The organism is Ulvibacter sp. 2305UL32-6, assembly GCF_058148545.1.
In genome coordinates this window covers 21,005-37,240 of sequence record NZ_JBYVKA010000004.1, presented here as the reverse complement: position 1 = coordinate 37,240, position 16,236 = coordinate 21,005, and the positions used below count along the sequence as shown (strand labels likewise).

The following is a 16,236-nucleotide window of genomic DNA, read 5'->3' as shown; positions in this document are numbered from 1 at the left end:
GGGAATAAACATCTTGCTAAAAAACAAAAAAGGCCCCCGAATGGGAGCCTCTTCCGAAGAAAGGTTTGTTAACTTATTCTTTAATAAAACGTTTGGTAACTGCTAAACCGCCAGAAACAAAACGCACAAAATACATTCCTGAAGCAAATTCAGAAACATCCATGGTGAGTTTGTCGCTTGTTGGCTTGATCGTTCTAACCAATTGCCCTGTGGTAGAAAAAACCATGATCTCATCAAAACTACCTTCCAAAATTTCGATGTTTAAAACCGACGTTGTTGGATTTGGATATAATTTTACATTCGAAATGGTCTTATCTGTAAACGCTTTGATCGGTGCTTGCGTAGCTCTTGGAATCACACGAAACGGTGCTGCTGTTACATTATCACCCGAGACAATAACTTGATCAAAATAGATCTGATCGTTATTCGCGCTCGCATCACAACGAATACGGAATCTGTTATTTGAATTAAAATTATAGGTTCCCGCATCTAACAAAATAGTATCGGTAAAGAACGCGCCATTGTTAAAGTCGGTTCCCCTAGCATAGTTTCCTACAACTTGAAAGCTCGATCCGTTAAAGAACTCAACAAAAAAGTCCTCTCCTACTTCCATACTATTGGCATACGTGTGAAATTCAATGGTCACCTGATTATTTCCTGAAAGATCTAATATTGGTGAAAGCGCATACGACGTTGAACTATTATCGCGTAATCGCACTGAATAGTTTCCTTCATATGATCTTGCCGGAAAATTTTGACGAGCACAATCGCTACCGCCATCAGACCATCCTTCAAGTCCTGTTTCAAAGTAATAACCAGCTATTACGCCAGCACCACCACCGCCACCTGTAGTTACACCTGTGGCCGTATTACTTAAAGCTGAAGTATTTCCTGCCGCATCAAAAGCACGTACATTGAAATCATATGTAGTATTTGCAACTAAGCCCGTTATTGTTGCGGCTGTCCCAACAATACTACCAATATTCGTTCCACCCACAAATACATCATAGCCCGTAACACCTACATTATCTGTAGATGCATTCCAGGTTAGATCCATCGTAGTATTGGTAGGATTTGAGGTCAACAAGTTTGTAGGTACAGATGGTGCTTGTGTATCACCACCACTGGCAGCACTTAGATTTACCGTATAATCTTCTACTTCACCCCATGTAAAGGTTTCGCAAGAGGTTGGAATTGCATTGTATTTCATAGAAACCCGCATCCGCACTGATGCTTCCGAAGTACCCGTAGGTACCGTAAATGATCCCGAACTAGGAGAGTCGGTAGATGGTGCTTTAGACCAAACTAATTCACCCGCATCATCGAAATCTTGATCATTATTATAATCAATCCAAGCCGCATATCCTTCATTATAAACTGTTCCCGTCCATGTTGGCGTAACGCTAACCGTATAGCTTTCACCTTCCGTAAGGTTGGTAGAAATACCCGTAAAATCTGAGTAAAACTGAGCTCCTGAACTGTTATTGATGGTATTCAACTGCACGTTACTGATGTATTCATCATTGGTATTCGTACTTGCTGAGTCACAATAAACAGCACCACCTCCTGCGATCGTTGTAAAAGAAGTGGTTGCACTACCCGCAGAAATGTTCCCAGCAGCATCTTGAGCTGTAACAGATGCACTATAAGACGTCAACGGACTCAACCCACTTACATTAAAAGTTGGATTTGGCGAAGTTCCTACCTGTGTTCCATCAATTGAAATATTGTATAGCGCTACACCCACATTATCGGTTGAAGCTGTCCAAGTTAAGGTCGCTGAATTTGACGTTATATTACTCGCAACCAAATTGGTTGGATCACTAGGAGCTTCGGTATCAGGTACACTTGGTTGTATTTGGAATTTTCCAACCACTCCCTTTCTACCGCTATTCATATACTCTGTAATATACCAAAATGAAGAATCGTCTGATGGATCTACATCCACTTTACTGTAATCACCATAACGGGTTCCAGAGAAGTTACTATTTCCATTGGCAATAAGCTCTTCCGCAGCAGTCATGGTCCCCAAAGGATCACCCGCATTACGTCCAGTAAAATAAGAACTCACTCGTATAGTTGACGGTGTTGACGGCCCAGACATGGAAGAATATCCCATCCCTATATTTCCTTGACCATCCATAGCTAAACTAGCATTCCATGCATGTTTCCCATTGGGCGCAGCATAAGTTCCTTCCTGATATAACGACCAAGGTTGGTTATCTCCACTTTGACGAAATTCTACCCATCGTACTGCCGCTAACTCGCCAGAAGTTGCATCAGCATCAACCACAAAGTTAAACAGTGCCGAATTGTGAGTTCCAAATTTCCGGAATTGCGCCTGATTCATGATGGTAGCCTGCAATGCGTCAATTGCAGAACCGCCTCCAGGCTGTGATAAATTGGAGAAACTTCCATTGTCAAAAACGCTAATAAAAGGAGTTACATTAATCTGTTGTGCCGCAGAGACAGAACTATTTGATGAATTGTTCCAATCAACATCAATAGTCCATACTTTAATATGATCTGTAGAAACACCGCTCCAAGCGTTGTCCTGCATATAAACAACGGTCGCGCCCCCTGCTGCAGGCAATGTGCCATCTGTTATATTTAATACTTGCGGACTAAAAAATCCACTCGTTACGATTCCAGGAAGATTAAAGCCTTGAATCCCTGCATTTGAATCCCCAGCTAGCATGGCTGAGCGCTCAAGCGCCCATACTTTGTTTGATGAAGTTGTATTGTCGGTGATATAATAACCATCACTCCAAATTGAAAGTTTCTGATAATCATTAATCGCTGAAATATTATAAATGTACCACCCCGCTGTTAGTGGGTTTGGCCCATCGGAAACTGCAATTTGAGCTCCACTACCTAAGAAAGTGAGTACCCAACGGTCTGCGGCGTTATCATATGAAACTGTAAGATCACAGCAACCTCCAGAAGGAAATATAGCTGGATTAGGAGCTACAGGAGCCTGTAACACATTTCCAGATTTGTCATAGACGGCAAAACCAGTATTAAATACAACCATCACATGATTAGGTCCAACCGCCAGAGAAGGATCTGTGGGTTGAGAGTTAGAAGTGTACGTGTCAAAAACAAGGCTCGGTGGGGACATTCGAACGCTTTGTTCCATTTCATTTCTATTTCTAATGAAATAGTCATCCTCTGTCTGAGGGTCTTGCCCTTGAACTATAAGGTTGGCAATAGACCGTTTGTCTTTTGCTTCGCGCACTGTATTATCGGGTGCGATTAAATCATCTGGCCTAGAGGCCATTGAGGTTACATATTCTACGGAAGATACCGTACCTACATAATTTGGTTGCTCGGTCACATTAATCTGTGCTTGTGCGGCACAAGTAAATATGAGAAGCAACATACTACTTAAAAGATAGTTTGCTTTCATGAATTGGTTTGTTATTGTTAATAGTATGTTAAATTACAACAATAAACTTTTGTTTCAGCAAAATGTCAGCTAAAAAGTTATAAACAAGATAGATAGCGCATAAAAATCTATGGGTAATTTTGCAAGAGGAGATTTTCTAGGTAATTTCCGAAGATAATAGAATCACCTTTCGTAATAATTATATCCTCTGCCTTGTAGATATTAAAGTAAACAGTATCAAGGTATTTTAAGCGTTCGAAGGAAAAAGGCTCATTGGCCAAAAGACCTTTCGAAGTTTTTCCGTCCAGATCGAGAATTTCGATCCATATATGTTCTTCATATTCGCCTTCGTGTAATTCAAGTTTTGCCATAAACCAGCGATCGGGATCTTTATTTTCTTCAAATTGCGAAATAAAAATGGGGAGGTTGTTTTCAGTAATCCGTATAGATTCTTGCAAGTACGCATCATCTTCATCGATCATACGAACTCCTTCCTCATTAAATAAGTCGTCAGGTGCTTGCTCTTCAGGAGTATTCTTACACCCAGCAAGTGCTATCGTAACCAACATCAAGTAGAAAAATGTTTTCATCTAGCAAATATAAAAACAAAACCGCAAGATGTCGAAATGATCTTGCGGTTTTGATACTTTTCAATCTCTTTTAATCATCTAAAAATACATTTCTCAGCAATGCTGCGCATAAACCACCGGCAATAGGTGCCACAATAAATAACCAAAGCTGACTTAAAGCCATGCCTCCAGCAAAAATTGCAGGACCTAAACTACGCGCAGGATTTACCGAAGTACCTGTGATAGGTATAACGACCATGTGTATAAGCGCCAACGATATACCAATGGCCAATCCAGCCATCATCGGAGAGGCGTTTTTTGCTGTAGTACCAAAAATGACCAATAAAAATAGAAAAGTAAAAACGAATTCAGCTATTAATGCCGATTTCATATCGTATTCACCGAGATACCCTTCTCCCCAGCCATTACTGCCTAAGCCCCACTCTGGCATGGAAAAACCAGCACTACCTGTTGCAATTACATAAAGAAGCCCGGCAGCAGCAATCGCTCCTATACATTGGGAAATGACGTACCCTACAGTGTCTTTACCTGATAATTTTCCAGCAGCGAGCATCGCAATTGAGATTGCTGGATTGATATGGCAGCCTGAAATAGGTCCGATAGTATAAGCCATCACAACCACAGCCAACCCAAATGCAAGTGAAATTCCTAGGAGTCCGATGCCCTCGGGGCCAGACTCAGAGACACTAGCGATAGTGGCGGCACCACAACCAAATAGAACAAGGGCAAAGGTCCCTAGACCTTCGGCAAAGTATTTTTTTGAAGATTTCATATATAATGGTTTTTTGTTATAGCATGAAGTTAGCTATTATTAGCTACTGACTGTCAATTTGTTAAAAAATGTGGCAATAAAGTTAATAACTAGCCTTTAGGTACGGTCTGGGCGTAACCATTTTGGAAGATTTGGCGCCTTAAATGCGCGCATTTTCTGGAGTAATTCTTCTTCGGAAGAGGCAATAAGAAGTAATTTATAATTGTCTATGCTTAAGAACCCTTTCTTAACCATGGTTTCAATCATATTTAATAGATCATCATAAAATCCATTTGTATTCAGCAAACCAATAGGCTTAGCATGTAATCCTAATTGCAGCCATGTGATGATCTCGAACAATTCTTCAAGTGTGCCAAAACCGCCTGGCATGGCAATAAAACCATCGCTTACTTCCTGCATTTTGAGTTTGCGCTCATGCATATTTTCTGTGGTGATCAATTCAGTTAAACCCAAATGAACCACTTCTTTTTTCTTTAAAAACTGAGGAATGATCCCTACAACCGATCCTTTAGCATCTAAGACCGTTTGTGCTAAGGTTCCCATAACCCCAATCTTCGCAGCACCATATACCAAGGTGATATCTTCACGAGCAAAAAGTTCTCCCATACGCACCGCAGCAGCTGTAATAGCTTCGTCATTGCCATCGCTACTTCCGCAGAAAACACAGATGTTTTTAAGAGATTTCATAGTATTAGTTGATATGACTTATAAACTACATTTGATCATTCGATCTTTGCCAAACATATCTTTCCTGATCTCTATGGTTTTATAGCCTTCGGCGATCAGCATTTGGCGCATTTCCTCACTAAGGTACGCATTAATCTCGAAATAGAGCTTTCCTCCTTTGCTCAGATACCTTTGCGCTAATTGAGCAATCGCTCTATAAAAAACCAATGGATCTTCATTAGAAACATATAAGGCTGTCTCCGGCTCATGCATTAAAACATTGTTGTGCATCGCTGCTTTTTCAAGCTGACGCACGTAGGGCGGGTTTGAAACGATGACATCATAGGCTTGAGGCAACTTTGACACTTTTAAAATGTCTTTTTTGCTAAAATCAACTTCTACCTTGTTTAAAACTGCATTTTGCCTTGCTATTGCAAGGGCGTCTTCGGAAATATCAAAAGCGGTCACCGAAACACGCTTAAGCTCCTTAGCAAGGCTAATTGCAATACAACCTGAACCTGTACCAATGTCTAAAACCGAAATAGATGTAAGATCTTTATGATCTGAGACCACCCACGAAACAAGTTCTTCGGTTTCGGGACGTGGAATTAAAGTGTGTTCATTAACACGGAAAGGCAAGCCAAAAAATTCCGTTTGCCCTAAGATATATTGAATAGGTTCAAAACGCTTTAAGCGCGTCAAAACCCCCTGGAACTGTTGTTTTTTTTCTTCGGAAATAGGACTTGCAGCGTTCAAACTTAGGTCGAGCCGACTGTAATTCAGAAAAGTATCAGAAAGGATCCAAAAAAACGATTGAATTTCCTCGGGCGGATACTCCCCAGCCAATTCCGAAGTAAAATATGTTTGAAATTCTTTTAAAGTCACAAGAGATGTGTTAGTGTAAATCTTTAAGCATATGTACCGGGCAGGAATAATGACCTGTATCACCCATTGGTCTGTCAATATACTTAAATCCGCTGCGCTGATACAACTTCTGAGCCGCTTCCATATAAGTCATCGTTTCAAGGTAACACTGATCAAAACCAAAGTTTTTTGCAGTATCTAAGCACTGTTTCATCATTGCAGAACCCACACCACGGCCCCGCGCAACGGGGAGATAATACATTTTTTGAAGCTCACAGACATTGCCGTCAAAATTGTCGAGTTGCGCAATTCCGGCGCCTCCAATGATCAATCCCTCTTCTTCAACCACAAAATATTGAGCGCGTTCTTTTTGGTACGTCTCATACATGCAGTCGAGCGCCGAATCAGCATAGGCTGTTCCTACTTTAGGAACTCCAAAATCAACCAATACCTGACGTATTACGGTTGCAATAAAGGGATTATCTTTTTTTTCGATCGGTCTAATAAGAGGTTGGCTCATCTGCGTAAATAACTGTATTTTTGAGGCGCTTATAACGCTCAAGCGCTTGTGAGCAAAGATAACGATTTAAACAGCTTTTTTTGCTTAAAGATCATACAACATATATGGCACGCTGTCTGCAATTGGCTCAAAATGGGCTTGGCACTACTTACCCCAATCCGTTGGTGGGAAGCGTCATTGTATACCAAGGCCAGATCATTGGGGAAGGTTGGCATTACAAAGCAGGAATGCCCCATGCTGAAGTCAATGCCATTAATGCTGTATCTGATCAAAGTGTACTTTCTGAAGCTACTATTTACGTGAGTTTAGAGCCTTGTAGTCACTTCGGAAAAACGCCACCCTGCGCCGATCTTATTATCGCTCGAGGCATTAAACATGTAGTAATTGGCACAACAGATCCAAACCCGCAAGTTGCCGGAAAAGGCATTCAAAAATTGATCGCTGCGGGTTGTGATGTTCGTTTGGGTGTTTTGGAAGATGAATGTAAAGCGCTAAACAAACGATTTTTTACTTTTCAGCAGAAAAAGCGTCCTTATATTTTTCTGAAATGGGCACAGACACAAAACCGGCTTATTGCGCCTTTAGTGCGTGATAAAAAAGCACCTGTTTGGATCACCACCAACGCTACCCGACAACAAGTTCACAAAATGCGCACTGAAGAGCAAGCTATTTTGGTAGGAACCAATACTGTTTTAACCGATAATCCTAGCTTAACGGCGCGTGATAGGAAAGGAAATTCACCTATACGGATCGTTTTAGACCGTCATTTGAAAATTCCGAAGAACACAAATGTTTATAATAAGGAAGCGCAAACTATCATTATCACTGAAAAGGCTCAAGATCCTGAAGAAAACATTTCCTTTGAAACAATCAACTTTCAGGAAAAGGTTGCAGAACAGATCGTTGATTTGCTATATCATTTTAAAATTCAATCGCTCATTGTTGAAGGAGGTTCAACTACCTTACAAACGTTTATTGATGCTAACTTGTGGGATGAAGCACATATCTACGAGGGCAGCACTACTTTTAAAGAAGGAATCGCCGCACCCAACGTGACTGGCGAACTCATAGCGACAAAAAATTATACTAATGATATTCTGCGAATTTTTAAAAACACCATGCTGTGATCTATTTGATATTTAGCGTAATTGCCTCTACCCTGATCTTTGTGATCTTTAAACTATTTGCCCGTTTTGAGGTCAATACCTTACAGGCTATCGTAGTAAATTATATCACGGCTTGTATTTGTGGGTTAATTGGCTTTAAGAGCTCGCTTGTTTTGTCTGAAATCCCTCAATTTGAATGGTTTTATTACACTTTAGTTCTGGGGAGTCTCTTTATAATTGTTTTTAATCTAATGGCGATTACAACACAGCGTAGCGGACTCTCGGTAGTGTCGGTTGCAACTAAGATGAGTGTGGTGATTCCTGTAGTTTTTGGATTGTTATACTATAAGGACAGTCTGAATTTTTTAAAAGGGCTTGGAATTGTGCTAGCCTTGGCCGCTGTTTATCTTGCTTCGGTTAAGTCGAAACAGGGAATTGTGATAAAGCGAAGTAATTTGATCTTTCCCGTACTTGTATTTCTAGGAAGTGGTATAATAGACACGAGTATCAAATTTTTAGAAGAAGCTTTTGTTGCCGAAGATGATATTCCTTTGTTTTCAGCAACTGTTTTTGCAGCTGCCGGAACCTTAGGCATGGTATACCTAGTATTTAAAGGCGGCTTAAAAATTAAGTTGAAAAATCTGATAGGCGGAATTGCATTGGGAATTCCTAATTACTTTTCAATCTATTTTTTGGTTAAAGCCTTGCGAAGTGGAGTATTTGACAGCTCTGGGATCTTTACCGTGAATAATGTGGCCATTGTTATGCTCTCCACTTTGGTTGGAATAGTGGTCTTTAAAGAAAAATTACTTCCAAAGAATTGGATCGGTATTTTACTAGCTGTTTTAAGCATCATTTTAGTCGCATTAGCCTAATAATCATGGAAACGGAGAAAGACACCTATAAAACGATCACTAAGCCCAGTAAAGAAGCTTTATTTAAGGAACGTGGAAGTAAATTCTTTGGATATGCCTTTCCAGTTACTTCTGAAGAGCAAGTAAAAGAACACCTTGATGAACTAAAAAAAAAGCATCATACAGCACGTCACTGGTGTTATGCCTGGCAATTGGGAAAAACCTACGAAAGCTATAGAGCGAATGATGATGGAGAACCTACAAATAGTGCGGGCATGCCTATCTACGGACAACTGCAGTCTTTTGATGTTACCAACGTACTTGTGGTGGTAGTACGCTATTTTGGCGGAACTAAATTAGGCGTTGGAGGCTTGATACAAGCCTATAAAACGGGGGCACAGCTAGCTTTGGAAAATTCTAAGATCGTTACCCGAACTATAGATAAGGATTTTTTGATCACCTTTAAGTATCCTGAGATGAATACCGTAATGCGTATTTTAAAGGATGAAAAGATCGATATTCTAGAACAACATATGGAGCTGGATTGTAAATTTAAGATTGCGGTTCGAAAAAAAGACGCCGAGCGAATTTTTCACCTTTTTGAAAATACTTATAAAGTGAGTATCAAAAAACTGGGGGACTAGAACCGCTATTTCCGAAGAAAAAAAAGCAGATAAAAAACACTAAAAACTGTTTAACTTTTAAGTGAGTTTATCTAACAGATACGAAGGTGCTTTTGTCAGCTTTTTTGTAAGACTATTTACAAATACCAAGGTGGTTGACGCCGTGATTAAAAGTTCATCCTTTTCATTGTGTATTTCATAGTAAAACTCAATTTTGACTGTAGGAGTTTTCTTTAATTTTGTTGTAATCGAAATTATGTCGTCATAATAGGCTGGTTTCTTGTAGTCTATGGTTAGGTTTACTACCGGAAGATGAATGTTGTTTGCCTCCATCCACTTGTAAGAAAAGCCCAATTCACGTAGCCATTCGGTTCTTCCCTGCTCTAAATATTCGGCGTAGTTCCCGTAGTAGACCACACCCATTTGATCGGTTTCACCGTATCGAACTCTTAGTTTTGTACAATTTTCTTTCACAGTTTTTATAGTAAAAAGGGGGTATTTTTTTGTAACTTGTTCCCTAATACAACATGAGGAAAAAAAACTACAAATTCAATAGGGTTTCTATTTTTTTTTTCAATAATTTGTTCACATATTTGCAACGTTAAAGAACCGCACTGAAATGTTCATTTTCATCATTCTTTAGCCACTCATTAACTAACTGAATAATTTCTAATTTTAACTATGAGCAAAACTGCCCAATCAGTTTGGAACAATTGTTTGTCCTTTATCGAAGATAACATTACTTCACAAGCGTACAAAACTTGGTTCGAACCTATCAAGGCGGTTAAGTTAACAGATAGCGCTCTTAGTATTCAGGTTCCTAGTAAATTTTTCTACGAATGGCTTGAAGAGCATTATGTCAAATTACTCAAGGTTGCTCTTACTAAAGAATTAGGCACCAATGCGAAACTCGTATATGTGATCAAAATGGAGAACACCTACGGAAACAAGCAGCCTTTTACAGAGCGTATTCCTAGTTCAAACCGAAGCAACTCACAAGCCTCTCAGGAAGTTGACGTCCCTTTAAAAAATAAAAGTCCGGAATTAAAAAATCCGTTTATCATCCCGGGCATTCGCAATGTCAAGATAGAATCTCAACTCAACCCTAATTATAATTTTGAAAATTTCCTGGAAGGAGAATCAAACAGGTTGGCGCGCTCTGCAGGTCTTGCAGTAGCCAATAAGCCTGGAGGAACTTCTTTTAACCCACTACTTATTTTTGGTAGTGTTGGTTTAGGGAAAACACACTTAGGGCATGCTATTGGGGTTCAGATAAAAGACCAATACCCTGAAAAAACGGTGCTTTACATTTCCGCGGAAAAGTTTACACAACAGTATATTGAGTCTGTCAAGAAAAATAATAGAAACGACTTTATTCATTTCTACCAGATCATTGATGTTTTGATCGTAGATGATATTCAATTGCTTTCTGGGAAGGCAGGAACACAAGATGTATTTTTCCATATCTTTAATCACTTACACCAAAACGGGAAACAAGTTATCTTAACAAGTGACAAGGCTCCTGTTGATATGATCGATATTGAACAACGGTTATTATCTCGTTTTAAATGGGGTCTTTCCGCAGAGTTGAATCATCCAGATTACGAAACACGTGTTTCAATCATCAAGAACAAACTGTATCGAGATGGTGTAGAAATGCCAGAAGATATCGTTGAATTTCTTGCAAACAATATCAAAACAAATATTCGGGAATTGGAAGGAGCTATCATCTCGCTTATTGCACATTCATCGTTCAATAAAAAGGATATTACCATCGAGCTTGCCAAGAAAATTGTTGATAACTACGTTAAACACACAAAACGCGAAGTTTCTATAGACTACATTCAGAAAGTAGTTAGTGAATACTTCCAAATGGATGTTGACACCTTACAAAGTAAAACACGTAAACGCCATATTGTTCAAGCTCGTCAACTAGCTATGTTCTTTGCTAAAAAATTCACTAAAGCATCATTGGCATCGATCGGCTCTCAAATTGGGCAACGTGATCATGCTACAGTACTACACGCCTGCAAAACGGTTGACAATCTCTCTAGTACAGATAAGCAATTCAGAAAATATGTTGAAGACCTCAACAAAAAGTTAACACTTTAATTAAATCCTGCCATTGTGCAGGATTTTTTTTATCTTCTTTTCTGAAATAACCCAAAACTCAACATCTTGAAAACAAAAATTTTAATGGTATGTCTTGGTAATATCTGCCGCTCGCCTTTGGCTGAAGGCATCCTAAAATCGAAGATAGATCCAACACGATTTGAAGTTCATTCGGCAGGAACAGGCGGATGGCATGTAGGTGAAAAGCCAGATCCACGAAGTATGGAAGTTGCTAAAAAACACGGACTTGACATTTCAGATCAACGAGGTAAAAAATTCTCTGAATACGACTTTGAATTATTTGATCATATTTTTGTAATGGATAATAGTAATTACACCGATGTAATTAGACTAGCTAAAACCCAAGCCGAAAAGGAAAAAGTATATCGTATTTTAGATGAATTATTCCCTGGAGATAAGGTCGATGTTCCAGATCCGTACTATGGCGGCGATAATGGTTTTGAAGATGTGTATCAAATGCTCGATCAAGCCTGTGAGAAAATTGCCCAACGCCTCTAGTTTATAAGTCGGTGATTTTCTGTACATTTAAACTTCAAAAACGTAGCTATGAAAAAAATTCCTCTTATACTTCTCCTATGCCTTATTTTTGGGGTAGCAGATGCTCAAATTACTATAAACTTTATACCATTCGCAGACGGCTTCAACAGTCCGTTAGATATTCAAAATGTGGGTGATGATCGCCTTTTTATTGTTGAACAAGGTGGTAGGATTAAAATCTTAAATGCAGACGGCACCACAAACCCAACACCATTTTTAGACATCTCTTCACTTGTTTCAAATGGTAGTGAACAAGGTTATTAGGATTAGCCTTTCATCCAGAGTATGCAACTAACGGCTATTTTTATGTCAATTACACCAAAATCGATGGGAATACACGTATTGCTCGCTTTTCGGTAGACCCAACCGATCCTAATATTGCCCTGTTCGATTCAGACCTTACAATGATTGAATACGATCAACCCTTTTCTAACCATAACGGCGGAGGCATTGCATTTGGACCCGATGGATTTTTATACATAGCCACCGGAGATGGTGGTAGTGGTGGTGATCCGGGGAATAGAGCACAGAATACTGAATTATTGCTTGGCAAATTACTCCGTATCGATATCGATTTTGTAGGAGGTTCTCCGTATTCAATTCCTCCAACAAATCCGTTTGCTGGAGATCCTTCTAAAGCCGAAGAAATTTGGGCGTACGGACTTCGGAATCCGTTCCGTTTTTCCTTCGATTCCCTAACAAATGATCTTTGGATTGGCGATGTTGGCCAAAATGATGTAGAAGAAATTGATCGTGTTGCTTCAACGGAAGCAGGCGTTAATTACGGATGGCGCTGTTACGAAGGCTCCGAACCATTCAATACCACAGGCTGTCCAGACCCAGGTGTATTAGAATTTCCTTTTGCCGAATACTCTTCAGCATCAGGTTCCGGAAATTGCTCTGTTACGGGCGGTATAGTTTATCGAGGAACAGCGTATCCCAACGAATACGGACTCTATTTTGCAGGAGATGTTTGCAGCCAACGCATCTTTACAGTTGATGACGCTGGAACTCTTATTGACCACGGAAGTAAAGGTGGCTCTTGGGTGGGTTTTGGAGTAGATAAGGACCAAGAACTTTACGCTGCCGATATTGGCGGAACTATTTATAAATTTGAAGGTACTATTTTAGGCGTGAATGATTTCGATGCTGCCGAAATAGCAATGACTCCCAATCCTGCAAATGATCAAATAACCGTTACCCTTGAAAACAGCTTGATTGCTTCTATTTTAATTTCTGATATAAAAGGTAGCTTGCTTATTTCCGAAGAAAACCTATCAGAAAGTTCTAAAACACTATCAGTTTCAAGTCTTAGTACGGGTCTGTATATTGTAAAAATAGCAACCAATGACGGAAAATCGGCTTTTAAAAAACTCATAATAAAATAAGGCATTTTCATGAACCCCAAAAATGGAAACCTCTATCTAATACCCTGCACTTTAGGAGACACACCTCCTTTGGAAGTATTACCCTTATTGGTAAAAAAGGCAGTAGAACACATTGATCACTATATTGTGGAACACGAAAAATCTGCAAGACGCTTTATCAAGCAAATAGTTCCGAGAAAATCACAACCCGATCTAAAGTTTGAGCTGATCAATAAATTTACAAATGAAGCAGACATACCTCAAATGCTTGCACCCTGCTTTGAGGGTTATGACGTAGGTGTGATAAGTGATGCAGGCTGTCCTGGGATTGCCGATCCTGGCGCTGCCGTAGTTGAACAAGCCCATCTTAAAGGAATAAAAGTAGTTCCACTGGTTGGCCCCTCCTCTATTCTTTTAGCAATGATGGCAAGCGGATTCAACGGACAGAATTTCGCTTTTAACGGGTATCTCCCCATTGATAAAGCAGAACGAAAGGAAGCAATTAAACGGTTAGAGCGAATTTCCGAAGAAAACCACCAATCACAATCTTTTATTGAAACTCCCTATCGCAATAACCAAATGCTAGAGAGTCTTGTAACGGCCCTACATCCAAAAACACGTATTTGTGTTGCTTGTGATATAACCCTTTCTACGGAATATATCAGAACCATGACCGCAGATGCCTGGAAAAAAAATAAGGTAGATCTTAATAAAAGACCTACCTTATTTATAATTCAAAAGTAGTTTTCCTACAGTAAATTGGCTTTTGCCTTTTTATTGGGAACCACACTGGAAGTATCATAACCCGAAAACTTCTTTAAATAATACCCTATAGAAGTTCCAAAGGCATCTTCAAAGTCTTCAGCCCCGTAACTGCGTAAATATTTCTTTACAGCGCCAGCACCCGCTAAATGGGCAGCTGCTAGTACGCCAGATTCTGTCACGCGAATACCATTCACATAACGACCTTCAAAACGCTTGATGTCACGACGCAAGATCCATTTATTACGAGATGTATAGGCATTAAACGCCTTTTCTTGTAAACGTGAGCTACTTAAAAAGTGATCGGTATTATAAACACCTATCATTTTTAATGTAGACCTTCCAAATTGGTATTTGCCCATATAGCCCAATTCGTTGATAATAGAATAACGTCCTTGTGACTCTTTAAAGCCTAAAGCCTCTTTAAACCCAACATATCCTTTATCTAAGAATAAGTTAAAACTAGTTAGTTCAATAGGCTCATTGAGCACGTCTTCTTCTAAAGGAACATCATAACAAAGTTCCAAATCCCCCATGCGATACATAGAAAAATCAAATCTCTCTTTCGAAGAGAAACCCGTGGTAACCAAAATTACCGCGAGAAGCAATAACAATACTGGATATACACTTTTTTTCATTTGTTTAAATTTCGAGTGTGAATTTTCCCACTCTGATTTCAGCGCGCAAAAGTACAACAATTTTGCCGTATTTTCAGTATATAGTGTTAAACTATGTTAAAACCGTAAAACACGCAGACTTTTACACTGTTTCCTTAACAATTCTTTAATAAAACTACGTTAGAAAGACTAGTAAACCACAAACATTGTTACACAGTAATTAACAAAGTTTTCCACATTTTTAGGATCGCCAAATGCTTAAGACTGTCCGTATCACGGCAACTTTTCACGATCTTAATTCAAAAAAAATAGAATTTCGAAGAAAAAATAAATTTTTAATCGGTTGAAAATCGGCAGATTAGTAGAAATGTAGAAAAAAAACTATCTGTTTACGCCATTGGCATTCACCCACCGAACATATTCTTGCTTGTTTCGGTTATGCTGCGCAAGTGTTTTTGCAAATTTATGATAACCAAAGTTTGTTACATCGGCCACAAAATAGAAGTAATCGTGCTTTTCATAATTTAAAACTCCATCTACAGAAGAGATATCGGGCATAGCGATAGGTCCTGGTGGCACTCCTGTATATTTATAAGTATTGTATTTGGAGTCAAGTTCAAGATCTTTATACAAAACACGTTTGATCACTTGGTCAAAATCGTTTTCTGCTAATTTCTTCGCATAGATCACTGTAGGATCAGCTTGTAATAACATTCCGGTTTTTATACGATTCATATAAACACCAGCTACACGCTTTCGTTCATCAACCTTTGCCGTTTCCTTCTGCACGATTGCTGCTAACGACATTACCTCATCGCGTGTAAGTCCGATATTCTTCGCCTTTTCATTGCGAGTATCGTTCCAAAACCGATTGTATTCTTTTAGCATCTTACTTCGGAAATCGGCTGCAGTTGTATTCCAGTACACTTCATAGCTATTCGGAATATACATCCCTAGTGCCGTCTCTTCTGAAAAACCAGAGGCTTCAAGAAATCCGGGATCTCGGAAAGAATTTAATAAAGTTAAGCTGTCGGCTTCCAATTGATTGGCCAGATGCCCCGCTAACAACTCAAGCCGTTCTTGATTATTAAATTTGACCACAATAGGTGTATTCTCACTGCGTAGGGTGTTGATAATGTCGTTGTTATTCATTCCCTTCTTTATAATATAATGTCCGGGTTTGATATTTGAAGGATATCCTTTTCTATTAGCAACCGCTTCAAAAGCCACCATATCACGAAGTAAGGGGCGCAACTCATTATTTACATCACTAAAACGAGCATTTGTAGTTATATATACATGCGCTTCTTCATTATTAAAGGCCGTATTGTCTGTAAACACACTTGAATAGACATAATAGGCAAAACCAGCCATGGCTACAAGACCCAAAAGCGCTACGATCCAAAGAATTTTTTTTAAGTACATATAATAAGTTTA

General features: G+C 39.3%; 17 protein-coding genes and 1 pseudogene. 9 read left to right on the top strand and 9 right to left on the bottom strand.

All coding sequences use genetic code 11. The features are described 5' to 3' along the window. Positions 1-73 precede the first annotated feature (73 nt). The 6 genes from ACY2RU_RS12960 to ACY2RU_RS12935 form a co-directional block, all read right to left on the bottom strand. The gene (locus tag ACY2RU_RS12960) at positions 74-3,409 is read right to left on the bottom strand and encodes a GEVED domain-containing protein (RefSeq protein ID WP_490138894.1); all 3,336 of its coding nucleotides are present in this window, start codon (positions 3,407-3,409) and stop codon (positions 74-76) included. A gap of 107 nt (positions 3,410-3,516) precedes the next feature. Further along, a complete protein-coding gene (locus ACY2RU_RS12955) occupies positions 3,517-3,978 on the bottom strand; it encodes a DUF2314 domain-containing protein (RefSeq protein ID WP_490138893.1) in 462 nt (153 codons plus the stop codon). Between the two features lie 70 nt (positions 3,979-4,048). After that, positions 4,049-4,750 carry an aquaporin Z gene (gene aqpZ, locus ACY2RU_RS12950; protein ID WP_490138892.1) on the bottom strand — a complete coding sequence of 234 codons (702 nt, stop codon included), beginning with the start codon at positions 4,748-4,750 and terminating at the stop codon, positions 4,049-4,051. Between the two features lie 96 nt (positions 4,751-4,846). Further along, a complete protein-coding gene (locus tag ACY2RU_RS12945; protein WP_490138891.1) occupies positions 4,847-5,437 on the bottom strand; it encodes an LOG family protein in 591 nt (196 codons plus the stop codon). 18 nt (positions 5,438-5,455) lie between these two features. After that, complete coding sequence (gene prmC / locus ACY2RU_RS12940; RefSeq protein ID WP_490138890.1) at positions 5,456-6,301, bottom strand: peptide chain release factor N(5)-glutamine methyltransferase; 846 nt, start codon at positions 6,299-6,301, stop codon at positions 5,456-5,458. 10 nt (positions 6,302-6,311) lie between these two features. Continuing rightward, a complete protein-coding gene (locus ACY2RU_RS12935; protein ID WP_490138889.1) occupies positions 6,312-6,800 on the bottom strand; it encodes a GNAT family N-acetyltransferase in 489 nt (162 codons plus the stop codon). An 80-nt stretch (positions 6,801-6,880) separates the two neighbouring features. Here ACY2RU_RS12935 and ribD point away from each other — a divergent pair, with 80 nt between their 5' ends. The 3 genes from ribD to ACY2RU_RS12920 are packed head-to-tail and all read left to right on the top strand — an operon-like array spanning position 6,881 to position 9,404. Continuing rightward, the gene (ribD, locus tag ACY2RU_RS12930; protein ID WP_490138888.1) at positions 6,881-7,927 is read left to right on the top strand and encodes a bifunctional diaminohydroxyphosphoribosylaminopyrimidine deaminase/5-amino-6-(5-phosphoribosylamino)uracil reductase RibD; all 1,047 of its coding nucleotides are present in this window, start codon (positions 6,881-6,883) and stop codon (positions 7,925-7,927) included. After that, complete coding sequence (locus tag ACY2RU_RS12925) at positions 7,924-8,781, top strand: EamA family transporter (protein ID WP_490138887.1); 858 nt, start codon at positions 7,924-7,926, stop codon at positions 8,779-8,781. Before ribD ends, ACY2RU_RS12925 begins: the two co-directional genes overlap by 4 nt. A 5-nt stretch (positions 8,782-8,786) precedes the next feature. Further along, positions 8,787-9,404 (top strand): IMPACT family protein, encoded by a 618-nt coding sequence (locus ACY2RU_RS12920; protein WP_490138886.1) that lies wholly within the window; start codon positions 8,787-8,789, stop codon positions 9,402-9,404. 57 nt (positions 9,405-9,461) lie between these two features. Here ACY2RU_RS12920 and ACY2RU_RS12915 read toward each other — a convergent pair whose 3' ends face one another. After that, positions 9,462-9,857, bottom strand: a complete 396-nt coding sequence (locus tag ACY2RU_RS12915; RefSeq protein WP_490138885.1) for an acyl-CoA thioesterase — start codon at positions 9,855-9,857, stop codon at positions 9,462-9,464. Between the two features lie 207 nt (positions 9,858-10,064). Between ACY2RU_RS12915 and dnaA the strand changes: the two genes are divergently transcribed. From dnaA to ACY2RU_RS12885, 6 genes and pseudogenes are all read left to right on the top strand, one after another. Then, complete coding sequence (dnaA, locus tag ACY2RU_RS12910; RefSeq protein WP_490138884.1) at positions 10,065-11,495, top strand: chromosomal replication initiator protein DnaA; 1,431 nt, start codon at positions 10,065-10,067, stop codon at positions 11,493-11,495. Between the two features lie 66 nt (positions 11,496-11,561). Next, positions 11,562-12,014 carry a low molecular weight protein-tyrosine-phosphatase gene (locus ACY2RU_RS12905; RefSeq protein ID WP_490138883.1) on the top strand — a complete coding sequence of 151 codons (453 nt, stop codon included), beginning with the start codon at positions 11,562-11,564 and terminating at the stop codon, positions 12,012-12,014. Positions 12,015-12,062: 48 nt separating this feature from the next. Beyond that, positions 12,063-12,317 (top strand): hypothetical protein, encoded by a 255-nt coding sequence (locus ACY2RU_RS12900; RefSeq protein WP_490138882.1) that lies wholly within the window; start codon positions 12,063-12,065, stop codon positions 12,315-12,317. A gap of 53 nt (positions 12,318-12,370) precedes the next feature. Further along, a pseudogene (locus ACY2RU_RS12895) lies at positions 12,371-12,994 on the top strand (PQQ-dependent sugar dehydrogenase); the annotation flags it as partial. Positions 12,995-13,216: 222 nt separating this feature from the next. After that, positions 13,217-13,441 (top strand): T9SS type A sorting domain-containing protein, encoded by a 225-nt coding sequence (locus tag ACY2RU_RS12890; protein ID WP_490139273.1) that lies wholly within the window; start codon positions 13,217-13,219, stop codon positions 13,439-13,441. Positions 13,442-13,450: 9 nt separating this feature from the next. Further along, positions 13,451-14,164 (top strand): SAM-dependent methyltransferase, encoded by a 714-nt coding sequence (locus tag ACY2RU_RS12885; RefSeq protein ID WP_490138881.1) that lies wholly within the window; start codon positions 13,451-13,453, stop codon positions 14,162-14,164. A 5-nt stretch (positions 14,165-14,169) separates the two neighbouring features. Here the strand turns inward: ACY2RU_RS12885 and ACY2RU_RS12880 are convergent, their stop codons facing one another. After that, positions 14,170-14,820 carry a peptidoglycan-binding protein LysM gene (locus tag ACY2RU_RS12880; protein WP_490138880.1) on the bottom strand — a complete coding sequence of 217 codons (651 nt, stop codon included), beginning with the start codon at positions 14,818-14,820 and terminating at the stop codon, positions 14,170-14,172. A 360-nt stretch (positions 14,821-15,180) separates the two neighbouring features. After that, a complete protein-coding gene (gene mltG, locus ACY2RU_RS12875; protein WP_490138879.1) occupies positions 15,181-16,224 on the bottom strand; it encodes an endolytic transglycosylase MltG in 1,044 nt (347 codons plus the stop codon). Between the last annotated feature and the right edge of the window lie 12 nt (positions 16,225-16,236).